Here is a 14,119-nt window from a genome sequence, read left to right as displayed (position 1 = left end):
GAGGCTGAGATGGATAAAACTATCGGTATTTTTGGTGGTGGGCAACTGGGTCGAATGATGGCTCAAGCGGCGTTACCATTAAATATTCAGTGTACTTTTTTTGAAGCAAATACAGATTGTCCAGCAGGTGTTTTAGGCCAAGTCTTTTCTAGCCAAGATGAGCAAGGTTTAAAGCAGTTTATTGAAAGTGCTGATGTTTTCAGTCTTGAGTTTGAAAATACACCAGTTGAAGATGTTGATGTTTTAACACAAACCAAAGCATTGCACCCTCCCCGTGTTGCTTTAGCGACTGCGCAAAATCGCTTGTCAGAAAAAGCATTGTTTGATGAACTTTCTATTCCTGTTGCGCCGTATCGTGCTGTAGATAGTCTAGAAAGCTTGAAAAAGGCTGTTGCTGAGCTTGGTTTGCCGATTGTGCTTAAGACAGCAACTGGCGGATATGACGGTAAAGGTCAGTTTGTACTTCGTTCAGAAGACCAGATTGACACTGCGTGGGCTGAACTTGGTCCTGCAAAAAGTCTAGTTGCCGAAAGCTTTGTTAAATTCTCTCGCGAAGTTTCAATTATTGCGGTGCGCGGCCAAAATGGTGAAGTAAAAACTTGGCCATTGGCTGAAAATCACCACTATAATGGCATTTTATCGCATTCAATTGTTCCAGCACCGAATAGTGAAGCTTTACAGCCTGTGGCTCAAGACTACATTACACGGTTGTTGAATCACCTCAACTATGTTGGTGTGTTGACTCTAGAGCTGTTTGTGACTGAACAAGGTTTGTGTGCAAATGAGATGGCACCACGTGTGCATAACTCAGGTCACTGGTCAATTGAAGGCGCTGTCTGTTCTCAGTTTGAAAACCATATTCGAGCTGTTGCAGGTCTTCCATTAGGTTCAACAGACGTTGTTCGTCCAACGGTCATGATCAATATCATTGGTCAGCATCCTAAAACTGAAGATGTACTTGCCTTAAATGGTGCTCATCTACATCTTTATAACAAGTCAGAACGTGCTGGCCGTAAGTTAGGTCATATCACTTTAATGCCTGTGGATAGCCATGAATTGACGACGTTATGCCGTCAATTGGCGAAAATTTTGCCAGAACCACTCGCTCTAACAGAAGATATGACCCTCTAAATACTTTTGATTTTGCAAAAAAGCGATCTTCGGATCGCTTTTTTTATCTTTTAAATTTAAAAAATAATAAATCATAAGTATTTGGGGTTTGTGGATAACTTTTTACGTGAATTTTTGAATTTAAATATTGGTGGTGTTTTTAAATTTAAAAAAGTGAAAACAAGTTTTTACATTGTTTTGAATTTAAAGTTAGTTATCCACAAGAGAGTTTGATTTATAACAGATGGTGGAGGCTATATCTTTTGAATTCAAAACTAATGATGTTTGTTGAAGTGTTTTAAATTCAAAATAACGTGGCAAGTTTGAATTTAAAACATGGGGTGGTTTTTGAATTTAAAAATACAGATTGTTCGGTTGATTAGATTTGCCGTGTCATAAAGAATGATGAAATATAGAATGGAATCAATGAATAGTACTGTTTTTCTCGACTGTGGATAAGTTTATCCACAGAAACACATGTTTTATAGTTTAAATTTAAAATAAGGTTTTTGAATTTAAACTATGCGCTATTATTTTGAATTCAAAACTGGAGATGTACACTGGTTGAAGTTTTAAATTCAAAATAAAGTGAAAAATTTGAATTTAAAACACTGGAAATGAATTTAAAGAAGAGATTATGAATTCAAATTTACGTTTTCTCTCTGAAATTTTAGACTCATAATGGTATGGTACTTAAAAATTTAAATTCAAAAATTGAAACTGGGATAATATGCGACGTTTTTCTTGTATTGTTGGCTCTGTATTTTTAGCAATGACTCAGGCTCAAGCAGAGCTCGTAATTAATGGTTCTGCAATATCTAGCAGTGCCACTGTTCCGGCAGTGACTAACGAAAATTATACGCCTAATAATAATTTCCAAAGTTGTTTGGCAAATTTACGCTCTCAAGCGATTGCTGCCGGAGTCTCTGGTACAACCTATGATCGTTACACTCAAAACTTAACTCCAGATTATTCGGTTATTGATAAGTTAAATTATCAACCAGAATTTTCGACACCAATTTGGGATTATCTTTCTGGCTTAGTCGATGAAGAACGTATTGAGCTTGGAAAACAAAAGTTGGCGCAATATCGCGATGTTTTAAATCGTGCTTCTCAAACCTACGGCGTACCACCAGAAACAATTGTGGCAGTGTGGGGTGTTGAAAGTAATTTTGGTGATATTTCTGGAAAATATCCTTTATTACAAGCACTCGGAACTTTAAGTTGTGAAGGTCGCCGACAAAGTTATTTCCGTACTGAATTTTTTGCCACCATGCGTATTTTACAGCGTGGTGACTTAACTGAAGATCAACTGAAAGGTTCATGGGCTGGGGCATTTGGTCATACCCAATTTATGCCATCGACCTATGAACGTTTAGCGGTTGATTTTGATGGAGATGGTCGTCGCGATTTGGTGTCTAGTACAGTTGATGCATTGGCTTCAACGGCTAATTTCTTAAATAAAGCGGGTTGGCAAGCAGGAATGCCATGGGGTTTTGAAGTAAAAGTTCCCCAAGGTATGTCAATTGATGGAGAAGGGCGACGTTCAAAGAAAGCTTTAAGTAGCTGGAGTGCGCGAGGTGTTACTCGGATTGATGGTTCTCCACTTGTTCAAGGGGCTTTATCTAGCAGTACTTCGGCAGGTTTAATGGCACCAGCAGGCGTAAATGGTCCAGTATTCTTAGTATTTAAGAATTTTGATGCTATCTATAGTTATAACGCTGCGGAAAGTTATGGTCTTGCAATTGCTCATCTATCTGATCGTTTAAAAGGTGCTCGTCCTTTTGCGACATCTTGGCCAACTGATGATCCAGGAACTTCTCGCGCAGAACGTCGTGAAATCCAACAATTTTTAATTAATCGTGGCTACGATATTGGTGCGGTTGATGGTCTTATTGGGGATAAAACCCGTGTGGCTATTCGTCAAGAGCAAACTCGTTTAGGTTTAAATCCAACTGGACGAGCAGGGCAACAAATCTTACGCGCATTCCGCCAAGAACAAGCCCAAAAAATGATGCAATAAACTGAAAATAATAAAAAGGTCTGCACATGCAGACCTTTTTTATAAGTACTTGTATAAGATTATTAATCTAATTTAACCGCTTCCAATATATCAAAAATAACCGAAGTGACATCTTGGCTTAAATCTCGATCATTAAAGATTTCATACGCAGTGATCGTAACATCTGTATCACTTGGTAATTGCTTTTGTTCTTCTTCAATTAAATGTTCAATCGGTAGCAGAGTCTGTTTCACTTCAAGATGCAAAATATCTTTGTATTCAATATTTTCATCTTCAAGCTCGATTTCATGTTCATTGAAAAAGGGGATTAGAATAGAATGAAGATATGGTTTGATTTCAATAATATCAAACAGTTCAATATCGCGTGTTTGTTCAATTGTGCTGATATGATCATTTACTTCAATCAGGATATGATAGTAACTCATCTTGATCTCCATTCTATTTTCGTTAGCTCTTATGACCACAATAACATGACTTTGATATGAATTTCGATGTATCTATCTAGAAATAGATACATCATTTTATATCAAGTTCTTAATTATTGAGGTAAAGCACTCAATAGATCGCGATCAGCATCGGTAAGGCCAGTGATTTTTCTGTCACCATCTTTACGAACTGAGTACATCAATGCATTTGGCTGATCACTGTGTTTTAAGCCAAGCGCATGTCCTAGCTCGTGAGCAATCGTTAAACGTAAATCATCAATAGACTTGAACTCATAAATCACAATTTGTTTGCCGTTGTAGATACCTTTTTTAAAGACATCAGCTTGAGCATTTTGCTTAAATTCATTTAATGAATTATTAAACTCATTATTAATCTGATTAAAATGAGTAACTTTGACATTTAAATCTTTAGCTTGCTCATTATATGCAGCAATTTCTTTCTTTAAAGCAACAGTTTGCTTTTGCAAATCTTTCTGGGTTTTAGCCAAAGATTTAGCACTATATTCAGGTGCTAATTTGCCTTGGTTAAGTTGCATCATTTGCTGGTCAAGATTTTTCAATTTGCCATTCAAAATCTGCTTTTTATTTTCAAGTTCAGATTGAGTTTGACCAAGGGTTTGCTTCAATTGCTTAATTTGTTGCTGTTCATCAATTACACGTTGCTGTTCTTGCTGGAACTGAGCTGCAATTTTTTGACGCTGTTCAGAACGACTTTGACCATTATCGTAAACTAGACGAATTTCTAACTTTGCATTTGGATCATAAGTAAAATAATCCTGCCCAGTGCCTTGTTTCCAAATATCTGCAGCTTGTTGGCTAATCTGAATCAATTGATCTTGGCTCAAACCAAAACGTGGATCAATTTCAGCAATTTTATAAGTCAGGTGCTGACCCGCTTTTTGCTGAATTTGAGTATGAGCTGGAGTGGCAAGATTAGCATTAGCCTGAAAATTAGAAAAAGCAAAGGCTACGCCTAGTAACAAAGATGTTAAACGCATAATAGAAGAGGGGGAGATTTTAAAAAAACGTATTATAAGAATATAAAGTGAAAAATCAATCAAAAAACATACAATTCAGATAAATAAATGAGACTTTAGTCTCATTAGTTTTTACCAAATGCAAAATTATTTTTTAGATAAAATTCAATATGTTTAGTTTTATTTAGTTTTTTTAATTATTTAACTTTAATGATTTTCCTTAATTGAACTATATATTGAGCCTAATAACTCTAAATCCGAATCTGTTAATTTGAAATTATGAATATCTTGCTCTTTTAAACGGGGGTACATTAAAGATTTGGGATCAGTGGTATGTTTTAGTCCTAAAGCATGGCCAAACTCATGAGCAAGGGTCAAACGTAAATCATTTAAAGAAGCATAACCGTAAATTTGAATTTGGTTTTGACTGAATAAGCCTTTATGAAAGGTCTGAATACTGGCTTTTTGTTCTAGCTTAAATTGTGCCATTAAAGTTGTTAAATCGCTTTGCTCTTGATTTAGTTCTTTAATTTTTATGTTAAGCATTTGAATTCTATAATTTAAATTATTTGATTCATTTTGTAAATTTCCTGATATTTGCTGTAGTTGGTTTTGCCGCTCTTTTAATTCATCGGCAAGATAGTATCGATGTTCCCCTTGATTAAAATGTGTTACGTCTCGTTGATAGTGTTCAAATTCAGCTTTTAGACTGATCTTTTTTTTGTTCAAATCAGATGATAGTTGATCAATTTCTTGTTTGTTTAAAATAATCTCTTCATTTTTAATGCGCCATTGTTCCTGCTTTTGTAAAAGAGCATTTAAATTTTCTTGTTGTTCACTTTTAATAATTTGATGATCATCATAAATTAAGTTAATTGATAACTGTGCTTCTGAATCATAAGAAAAATAGGTTTTTCCAGTCTCTTTGTGCCAGATTTCAGCAGCTTGTTGGCTTACTTCAATAAGTTGTTCTTTAGTGAGTTGAAACCGTGGGTCAATAAAAGCAATTCGATACTTTAAAGGCTGATTAGATGAAGCAATTGGTAGATTACTTTGAGCAAAGATCGTCGTTTGTAAGCCTATGCATAAACACAAGCTAAGTCCCCACCATAGAAATTTTTTCATGGCAAAATAAAAAATATAAATAAATCTTATTGTTAGCTACTTAATTAATTTCGTCAAAATGATAAAAAATGCAGGAGAGTGGGAGAATTTGTGATCTGGCTATAAAAATTTAAAAAGATGTTTTTAGACTTGGCAATAATGGAATAATTAATGTAATAAGTAACAATGTCTTTTCGTTTATAAAATCTTTTTTATAATTAATAGATTAGTTTTTATCATTGATCTTTTTGACATTAAGATAATTAAAAATATCCTTAAAAAAGCTATTGTTATTTTTTGTAACCAATAAAAAACCGCGCCTAAGCGCGGTTTTTTATTAAAGAAACAAATTATTTTTTGTCATCTTTAACTTCAGTAAACTCTGCATCTACAACGCCATCGTCAGCTTTTTGTTGACCTGCATCGCCACCTTGGAATGTATTTGGATCAAAGCCTTCTGCACCACCAGCTTGTTGTGCTTGTTCATAAGCACGTTGAGTGATAGGCATTAAGATGTTTTGTAAAGCTTCAGTTTTAGCTTTGATATCTTCAACATCATTTTCTTTTGTTGCTAATTCAAGTTCAGAAACTGCAGTGCTTACAGCTGTTTTTTCATCTTCAGTAACTTTATCACCAAGATCTTTTACAGCTTTGTTTGAGCTAGAAATTAATGCATCAGCTTCGTTACGAGCTTTTGCAAGTTCTTCAAACTTACGATCTTCTTCAGCATTCGCTTCAGCATCTTTAATCATTGCTTCGATTTCAGCATCAGACAAACCTGAGTTTGCTTTAATCTGGATTGATTGCTCTTTACCAGTGCTCTTATCTTTAGCAGATACTTTCAAGATACCATCAGCATTGATGTCGAAAGATACTTCAATTTGTGGCACACCACGTGGAGCAGGTGGAATGTCGCCTAATTGGAAGTTACCCAACAATTTGTTTTGTTGAGCCATCTTACGTTCACCTTGGTAAACAGAAATGTCTACAGCAGGCTGGTTGTCAGCAGCAGTAGAGAACACTTGTGATTTCTTCGCAGGAATCGTCGTGTTTTTCTCAATGATTGGTGTTAATACACCACCCATTGTTTCAATACCTAAAGTTAATGGTGTTACGTCTAATAAAAGAACGTCAGTTTTGTCACCAGACAATACCGCACCTTGAATCGCAGCACCAATTGCAACTGCTTCATCAGGGTTTACGTCTTTACGTGGTTCTTTACCAAAGAATTCTTGTACTTTTTGTTGTACAAGTGGCATACGAGACTGACCACCAACCAAAATTACGTCAGAGATGTCAGAAGTCGAAAGACCAGCATCTTTAAGTGCGATACGGCAAGGCTCAATTGTACGAGCAACTAAATCAGCAACTAAACCTTCAAGTTTTGCACGTGTTACATTGATCACTAAGTGTTTAGGACCAGTTGCATCAGCAGTGATGTATGGAAGGTTGATTTCAGTTGCATTTGATGAAGAAAGCTCGATTTTTGCTTTTTCAGCAGCTTCTTTCAAACGTTGTAACGCAAGTGGGTCATTTTTCAAGTTCACACTTTGTTCTTTCTTAAATTCTTCAACCAAGAATTCAATTAACGCGTTATCAAAGTCTTCACCACCAAGGAAAGTATCACCATTTGTTGATAACACTTCGATTTGTTGGTCGCCATCAAGGTCTGCGATTTCAATGATTGATACGTCAAAAGTACCACCGCCTAAATCGTAAACAGCAATTTTACGATCGCCTTCTTTTTTGTCCATACCGAACGCAAGTGCAGCAGCAGTTGGTTCGTTAATGATACGTTTAACGTCTAAACCAGCGATTTTACCCGCATCTTTAGTTGCTTGACGTTGAGCATCGTTAAAGTAAGCAGGAACAGTAATAACTGCTTCTGTAACTGTTTCACCTAAATAGTCTTCTGCAGTTTTCTTCATCTTTTTCAAGATTTCAGCAGAGATCTGTTGAGGTGCTAATTTTTTATCGTTTACTTCTACCCAAGCATCACCATTGTCAGCTTTGATGATTTTATAAGGTACAAGGCCGATGTCTTTTTGTACTGCTTGATCTTCATAACGACGACCAATTAAACGCTTAATAGCGAATAATGTATTTTTCGGGTTAGTTACTGCCTGACGCTTAGCACTTTGACCCACTAAGATCTCGCCATCTTTATAAGCAATGATCGATGGAGTTGTACGTGTGCCTTCAGCGTTTTCGATTACTTTTACTTTATCGCCTTCAAGTACAGCAACGCATGAGTTGGTAGTACCTAAGTCAATACCAATAATTTTTGCCATGTGACGTTTTCCTCAAAAATTCTTTTGCAATGTTTTTGCTTGTTATCCGATATGAGAGTGAATCTATTTTTTTCAAGCGTTTTAGCGAAAAAAAATCTAAAAACTCTCAAATTTTTATTTATTGACCAACCATAACCATAGCAGGGCGCAATAAGCGACCATTTAAGGTATAGCCTTTTTGTAAAACGGTACCGATTTCATTCGCTTTAGCATCTGGGGCAATGCCCACTGCTTGGTGTAACTCTGCGTTGAAACCATTTTGAGTGTCAGCTTCTACAACACCAAATTTTTCCAGTGTAGTTAATAGCGACTTCAAGGTTAACTTAATGCCCTCAAGTACAGGAGTTTCTTCATCACCCGCTGCTTGAATCGCACGCTCTAGATTGTCTACAGAATCCAGCAACTCTTTTGCAAATTTTTCAAGCACAGTTTCCTTATGCTTCTCAGACTCACGTTGAATACGCTCTACACTTTTTTGTGCTTCGTAAACAGCATTCGCTGTACGTGCTTTTTCAAGTTTAAGGCTTTCTTCTAATTTAGTGATTTGCGCTTGTAAAGATTCAACGGTAACGTCGTTTGCTTGCTCTCCACCTTCAGCCTGAGTTTGCTCATTAGATTGCTCTGCTTGCTCGTGTTGAATGTCTTGAGCTTGCTCATTTTGCTCATTAGCCATTGATGATCTCCGTTTAAATGGGTTTTTAAACATGTACAGTCCTTTTTGGCATCAGTATTTACTGTGTAAAACCTGAACTGCCATGCATATGCTGTAATTCATTAATAGGTATGAAGTATGGGCACTGCCTAAAAATTCAAGCGTACACGACAATTTAAAGCTTTTAATTTTGCGGTTTTAAGTAAAAATCTAAATTTTCGATCATAAAAGCAATAAATTCCTGAGTTATTTTGGGTAAATGCTGCCTAGATGCATATACCACCGACAAACTTAGCTCTGGCGCTGAAAAGTTTTTAAATAAAGGAATTAGTCGTTTTTCTTTTAAATCTTTTTTAACTAATAGTGAAGGCAACATAGCTACACCCTGAGCATGTAGACACATATCATAAACAGCATTTACATCATTACTTTTAAAGGTAACGTTTAAAGGATAATTCTGTGGTTGTTGCTCTTCATCAAAAAGAGTCCAGTATTGATGCTGGCTATGGTGAGCTAAACATTCATATTGAATAAGTTGTCTTGGGTGAGAGAGGGGGCTGTGCTGTTTTAAATAGTCTGGATGAGCACAAAATACCGATTCGATCTGGCAGACTGGTCTCGCAATTAATCCATCTGCAACTTTTTGCGTTATACGCAAAGCTAAATCGACTTGTGCATCAATCAAGTCAATTGTATTTTCAGTAAGATATACATCAAATTGAATATGTGGATGTTGCTTTTTAAATTGACGAATACATTCCCCAACACCTAATTGAAATAAAAATAAACCACAAGTAAAACGAATCGTACCGTTATGTTGTTCGGGTGCTGCTAGCTCTTGTAGAAGTTGTTGTTGTTGTAAAATATTTTCGCAGTAGAGAAGGGCTTTTTCACCGGCTGGAGTAAGAGATATTTTTCGGGTATTCCGCTGAAATAGTCGAGTTGAGAATGTATGCTCTAGGTGCTCAAGATAGCGAGAAACCATGGCACGGGAATAATTAAGATGTTCTGCGGCTTTGGTTAAATTGCCATGCTGAGCAATAGAAACAAAGACTTGTATGGCTTTTAATGTGTCCATATGCTTTATCATTATTACAATTTATGCAACAGTTTATCTTAGTTTAGTGCATTTACCTTACAGAAATTGCAATTTAAAGTATTCCTTATGAAATTGGAGAATACATAATGAAATTTTTTAAATTAACTGCTTCGGCTCTAGCAACTACTACAGCTTTGACGATGGCTTCCACAGCTTTTGCACAAGATCTAAAAATCCAAAGTTTTCTGGCTAAACCCGAACATTTTGGGGTGACTTCTACTTTAATTGAAGGTGATAAAGAAGTTCTATTGGTCAATGCGCAATTCTCAAAATCTGAAGCATTACGTATTGCTGCCGATATTCTCGATAGCGGTAAAACGCTAAAGACAATTTTCGTAAGTTATGGTGATCCCGACTATTACTTTGGCTTAGATGTATTTAAACAGTACTTCCCAAATGTACAAATCATTGCAACTCCGGAAACTGTTAAACATATTCAAGATACTCAAGCCCTTAAAGTGAAATATTGGGGACCACAAATGGGTGCAAATGCACCTAGCCAAATTATTGTGCCTCAAGCTTACACTGCTAAAACTTTAAAACTAGAGAATGAGTCAATTGAAATTAAAGGTAAGAAAGAACTCACTTATTTATGGATTCCTTCTTCTAAGGCAGTAGTAGGTGGTATCCCTGTATCTTCAGGTATTCATTTATGGATGGCAGATACACCAAAAGTTAAAGACCGCAATGAAGTGATTCAAACTTTAGAAAGCATTAAAGCACTACAGCCTCAGACGGTTGTTCCTGCCCATATGGTTGAGGGAGCTCCACAAGGTTTGGATGCAGTTAACTTTTCGATCGACTATCTCAAGAGCTATGAGAAAGCGGCTAAAGTAAGTAAAAATGCTAGCGAATTGAGTCAGCTCATGCAAAAACAATATCCAACATTAAAAAGTGTGGATAGCCTAGAGCTAGGTGCAAAAGTTGTAAAAGGCGAGATGCAATGGCCGTAATTTAAATCGGAATATTTTAAATCGTCAGAAAAGCCGTGGTCTATACCCGGCTTTTTTAATGGGAAAAGGAATTTTTAATCAAAAAAACCTCTGTAACATTCTACGCACCTTATATAGTGTTTCTATAAAGAGAATTTTTTTGAGCAGAGAAAAAGACTAAGATAAAAATTAAAAATTGATAAAATTAAACAAAAGCTTAAGTTGCTACTTTTATATAAAAGGTAGAGATGAAGCTAAGGAAGAGAATTTAATAAAAAATTGCACAATTTGTACTTCTATTACTACAAAAGACAACCAATGATACGCACGCCAGAAAAAAAAATTGTGAATTATAGGCAGCGCAAAGATGATCTTTGCATTTAAGTGTTTGTCGTAATGAAAGGAAAGCGATTATGAAAAAATTAGGTCTTATCTCTGTAGTACTTGCTGGTGTTGCTTTTACAGCTGTTGGTTGTGCATCTGAAGCTGGTTTAAACGCATCAGGTTCTGCTCAAACAAGTGCTAGCCCATCTGGCGTACAAGCAGGTGTAGGTGTAGATGCTGGTGTTTCTGGTCAAGCACAACCAGGTCAAGTTGATGCTGGTGCTTCTGGTTCTGTTTCAGGTTCTGCAACAGCTCAGTAATTCTTAGTAATAAGAACAGTTAAAAGATTATAGAGTCATATATTTAAGATGCCGATTTATATATGAAATGAGCTGCTACTCATTATTCTATAATTAAGAGAATTTAGAATTCTCAAAAAAGCCCCAAAAGACGTAGCTTATTGGGGCTTTTTATATAGTAATGAATTTAGTCATCATGACGAGAATCTCGACGATTATGATCTCGATCTTCTACTCGGTTTTTATCCCATTCGTGACGTCTTTTATCGTCATCACGGTGTTTTTTATCCTCGTCATGGCGTCTTTTATCCCACTCATGACGGTTTCGGTCCTGTTCGCGAGCGTCTCTACGTTGTTGTTCATATATTCTTTGACGTTCTTCCCAGCGTTTTCGTTCCCAATCATTATATCGACGTCCATCATTGCGATCATAGCGATTAGTATCATGGTAACCATAGCCACCACGATAAGAAGGGTCATCTGTATAAGCAACACAGCCTACAGTTAAGAGACTGGTTACTAATAAAGTAACAACTAGTTTTGTTGACATAATCTTACCTCTTTTTGTCTGTTAACAATAATTGGCAAAAAACTCCTGCTTGAAACGACAGATTTGTTAATGACATTTGCTTTAAATCAGATTAGCGTAATTTAGTTTTTACCTTTGTATCTTGATTACATGAGTTGTATGCGAATATAGTCAAACAGCAACAGAATTCTGTAGAAAATATGAAGGATAAGAGGAATTCATGGAGATAGGCATGACAGCATTTAATCAAAAAATTCAAACATTGCTAGATAAGGGCCAAGGGCCCGCTGCTCGAGCTCTTGATAAGTTACCTCGATTAGCTCAAGAATCACTTGCCAAAATTCTTGGGTATTCTTACCAATATCCAGATCTGGACTCATTTACTAAATGTCTGATGGCTGTACAAATTAAGCAGGGGCGTATCGGTTTTATTGGTCCAGATCCAATTGACTCTAGACGGCAGTTTGATACGCAAATGTTAGCCATACGTCAGAAATCAACAGAGATTGATTCAGTAGAAGATATTCGTTTACCTCTTCAAAGTGGAACCGTTTTCGCGAGACACTACCACCCGGCGTCTAATAAAAAATTGCCTCTTCTTGTTTTCTATCACGGAGGGGGATTTGTTGTGGGTGGATTAGATACTCATGATGAGGCGTGTCGTATATTGGCAAAATATGCAAAAGTACAAGTACTCAGTATCGATTATCCTCTTGCGCCAGAGGTTTCTCCTCAACATTTAATCCAATCTTGTGAAGATGCTTTGGCTTGGGTATATCAAAATCGTAGACAATTAAAAATATTAAAAGGTCGAATTGCGGTAGCGGGTGATAGTGCAGGTGGAAACATTAGTACAGTCGTGGCTCAACGATCAGTAAATAAGCCTTATGCTCCACAGGCCCAACTTCTTATTTACCCTGCAGTCGATTTCAAGAGCCGACATCCATCCTTCTATGCCTATAACGAAGGATTGGTTTTGACAGATAAAGATATCGATAATGTCACTCAATATTATGCAACCCAGCATAACGTAGAATTAGACGATCCTATTATTTCTCCAACCTATGGAAACTTGAAGAAGAATCCACCGGCTTTTGTGATTACTGCTGGGCATGACGTATTACATGATGAAGGGAAAATCTATAGCTATAAGCTACGCCAAAATGGCGTCAAAATGCATTATGAAGAATACTCAGATCAAACGCATGGATTTATAAATCTGACGCCTATTTCTAAAAAGGCCAAACGGTACACCATTGAGTTCAGTAAAAACTTTAGAAAATTTTGGGATAAAAATAGCTAAATAAAAGTTTGGTCCATGTTTCACGTGGAACGTGGACTCATACTCAAATCTAAAATATAAGGCTTTAAATAAAAGATAATAAATACTCACTAGAATTATTTTATATAGACGATTAAATTTAACCTTTATTAAGTTTTGCATTTTACTGTAGGAAGATATGAAAAAATTATTAATGCTATGTTGCTTGGGTTTAAGCAGTCATTCAGTCTGGGCTGACACTTTAGTTGAAATGCAAACAAATTTAGGCAACATTGAAATACAGCTTTATGATGAGAAGGCTCCAAGTAGTGTCAAGAATTTTAAAAGCTATATAAAGTCGAACTTTTATAAAGATACGATATTCCACCGCGTAATTCCTGGTTTCATGGTACAGGGCGGTGGGCTTACTGCAAATATGCAGGAAAAAACCACTCGAGCACCAATCAAAAACGAAGCTGGAAATGGGATTGCTAACACACGAGGAACCTTAGCAATGGCTCGTACCGCAAATCCTGACTCTGCTACTAGTCAGTTCTTTATTAATGTCGCAGATAATAGTTTTCTAAATCGCTCTGCTGGTAATGCTGGTTATGCAGTTTTCGGAAAAGTGATTAAAGGAATGGATGTGGTTGACCGTATTGTAAAAGTACCGACAATCACTGATGGAATGCATCAGAACGTCCCTAAACAACCTATTAAGATAATAGAAGTGAAAATCAAAAAAGAATGAAAATAAAAGATTTTAATATTTGTTTTTTATTATCAATAATTTAAACCGTTGTTTTTACTTTTTTTGATTTCGATTGGGTGAAAAAGAATCGATCAAACACATATATTTAGAAAAGTGCTTGCGTACCATTTTTTTTTCCCTATAATGCACTCATCCCGACGCGATACATGAGAATATCTTAGCTTACAGGGTTAAGATGAAAAGCTTAGTATTGCGTTGAATTCTGTCTCTGACGAAGAGCAGAAAGATCATTAAGAGATTATGAAGAACAACTTGTGTGGATTTTTACTGATTGATCGATCGAAATATTATCATTGATTG

12 protein-coding genes and 1 pseudogene are annotated in these 14,119 nt (G+C 36.2%); 6 read left to right on the top strand and 7 right to left on the bottom strand.

The features are described from left to right. The first annotated feature begins 9 nt into the window (after nucleotides 1-9). A complete protein-coding gene (locus AC07M3_RS18415; RefSeq protein WP_494568007.1) occupies nucleotides 10-1,131 on the top strand; it encodes a 5-(carboxyamino)imidazole ribonucleotide synthase in 1,122 nt (373 codons plus the stop codon). Between the two features lie 709 nt (nucleotides 1,132-1,840). After that, the gene (locus tag AC07M3_RS18410; RefSeq protein ID WP_494568008.1) at nucleotides 1,841-3,133 is read left to right on the top strand and encodes a lytic murein transglycosylase; all 1,293 of its coding nucleotides are present in this window, start codon (nucleotides 1,841-1,843) and stop codon (nucleotides 3,131-3,133) included. 62 nt (nucleotides 3,134-3,195) lie between these two features. Here AC07M3_RS18410 and AC07M3_RS18405 read toward each other — a convergent pair whose 3' ends face one another. The 6 genes and pseudogenes from AC07M3_RS18405 to AC07M3_RS18380 form a co-directional block, all read right to left on the bottom strand. Next, nucleotides 3,196-3,570, bottom strand: coding sequence for a hypothetical protein (locus tag AC07M3_RS18405; protein ID WP_003656007.1), 375 nt, complete (start codon nucleotides 3,568-3,570; stop codon nucleotides 3,196-3,198). Between the two features lie 101 nt (nucleotides 3,571-3,671). Continuing rightward, complete coding sequence (locus AC07M3_RS18400; RefSeq protein WP_494568014.1) at nucleotides 3,672-4,652, bottom strand: M57 family metalloprotease; 981 nt, start codon at nucleotides 4,650-4,652, stop codon at nucleotides 3,672-3,674. A gap of 111 nt (nucleotides 4,653-4,763) precedes the next feature. Further along, complete coding sequence (locus AC07M3_RS18395; RefSeq protein ID WP_494568009.1) at nucleotides 4,764-5,681, bottom strand: matrixin family metalloprotease; 918 nt, start codon at nucleotides 5,679-5,681, stop codon at nucleotides 4,764-4,766. A 329-nt stretch (nucleotides 5,682-6,010) separates the two neighbouring features. Continuing rightward, the gene (dnaK, locus tag AC07M3_RS18390) at nucleotides 6,011-7,951 is read right to left on the bottom strand and encodes a molecular chaperone DnaK (RefSeq protein ID WP_494568010.1); all 1,941 of its coding nucleotides are present in this window, start codon (nucleotides 7,949-7,951) and stop codon (nucleotides 6,011-6,013) included. A gap of 118 nt (nucleotides 7,952-8,069) precedes the next feature. Beyond that, on the bottom strand, nucleotides 8,070-8,624 hold the full coding sequence (gene grpE, locus AC07M3_RS18385) for a nucleotide exchange factor GrpE (protein WP_092710918.1): 555 nt from the start codon (nucleotides 8,622-8,624) through the stop codon (nucleotides 8,070-8,072). Between the two features lie 128 nt (nucleotides 8,625-8,752). After that, nucleotides 8,753-9,681, bottom strand: a pseudogene (locus AC07M3_RS18380) (LysR family transcriptional regulator). 107 nt (nucleotides 9,682-9,788) lie between these two features. Between AC07M3_RS18380 and AC07M3_RS18375 the strand changes: the two are divergent. Further along, nucleotides 9,789-10,655, top strand: a complete 867-nt coding sequence (locus tag AC07M3_RS18375) for an MBL fold metallo-hydrolase (RefSeq protein ID WP_494568011.1) — start codon at nucleotides 9,789-9,791, stop codon at nucleotides 10,653-10,655. Nucleotides 10,656-11,047: 392 nt separating this feature from the next. Next, nucleotides 11,048-11,278 carry a hypothetical protein gene (locus tag AC07M3_RS18370; protein ID WP_000733015.1) on the top strand — a complete coding sequence of 77 codons (231 nt, stop codon included), beginning with the start codon at nucleotides 11,048-11,050 and terminating at the stop codon, nucleotides 11,276-11,278. A gap of 166 nt (nucleotides 11,279-11,444) precedes the next feature. Here AC07M3_RS18370 and AC07M3_RS18365 read toward each other — a convergent pair whose 3' ends face one another. Next, on the bottom strand, nucleotides 11,445-11,807 hold the full coding sequence (locus AC07M3_RS18365) for a hypothetical protein (protein WP_494568012.1): 363 nt from the start codon (nucleotides 11,805-11,807) through the stop codon (nucleotides 11,445-11,447). A 211-nt stretch (nucleotides 11,808-12,018) separates the two neighbouring features. Here AC07M3_RS18365 and AC07M3_RS18360 point away from each other — a divergent pair, with 211 nt between their 5' ends. Further along, the gene (locus AC07M3_RS18360; RefSeq protein ID WP_494568013.1) at nucleotides 12,019-13,089 is read left to right on the top strand and encodes an alpha/beta hydrolase; all 1,071 of its coding nucleotides are present in this window, start codon (nucleotides 12,019-12,021) and stop codon (nucleotides 13,087-13,089) included. 157 nt (nucleotides 13,090-13,246) lie between these two features. Beyond that, a complete protein-coding gene (locus tag AC07M3_RS18355) occupies nucleotides 13,247-13,798 on the top strand; it encodes a peptidylprolyl isomerase (RefSeq protein WP_199991531.1) in 552 nt (183 codons plus the stop codon). Nucleotides 13,799-14,119 lie beyond the last annotated feature (321 nt).

The sequence above is a fragment of the Acinetobacter sp. GW821-FHT09D10 genome (genome assembly GCF_059416285.1).
Note: the sequence above shows the minus strand (reverse complement) of the source record. Positions and strands in the feature narration are given on the sequence as shown.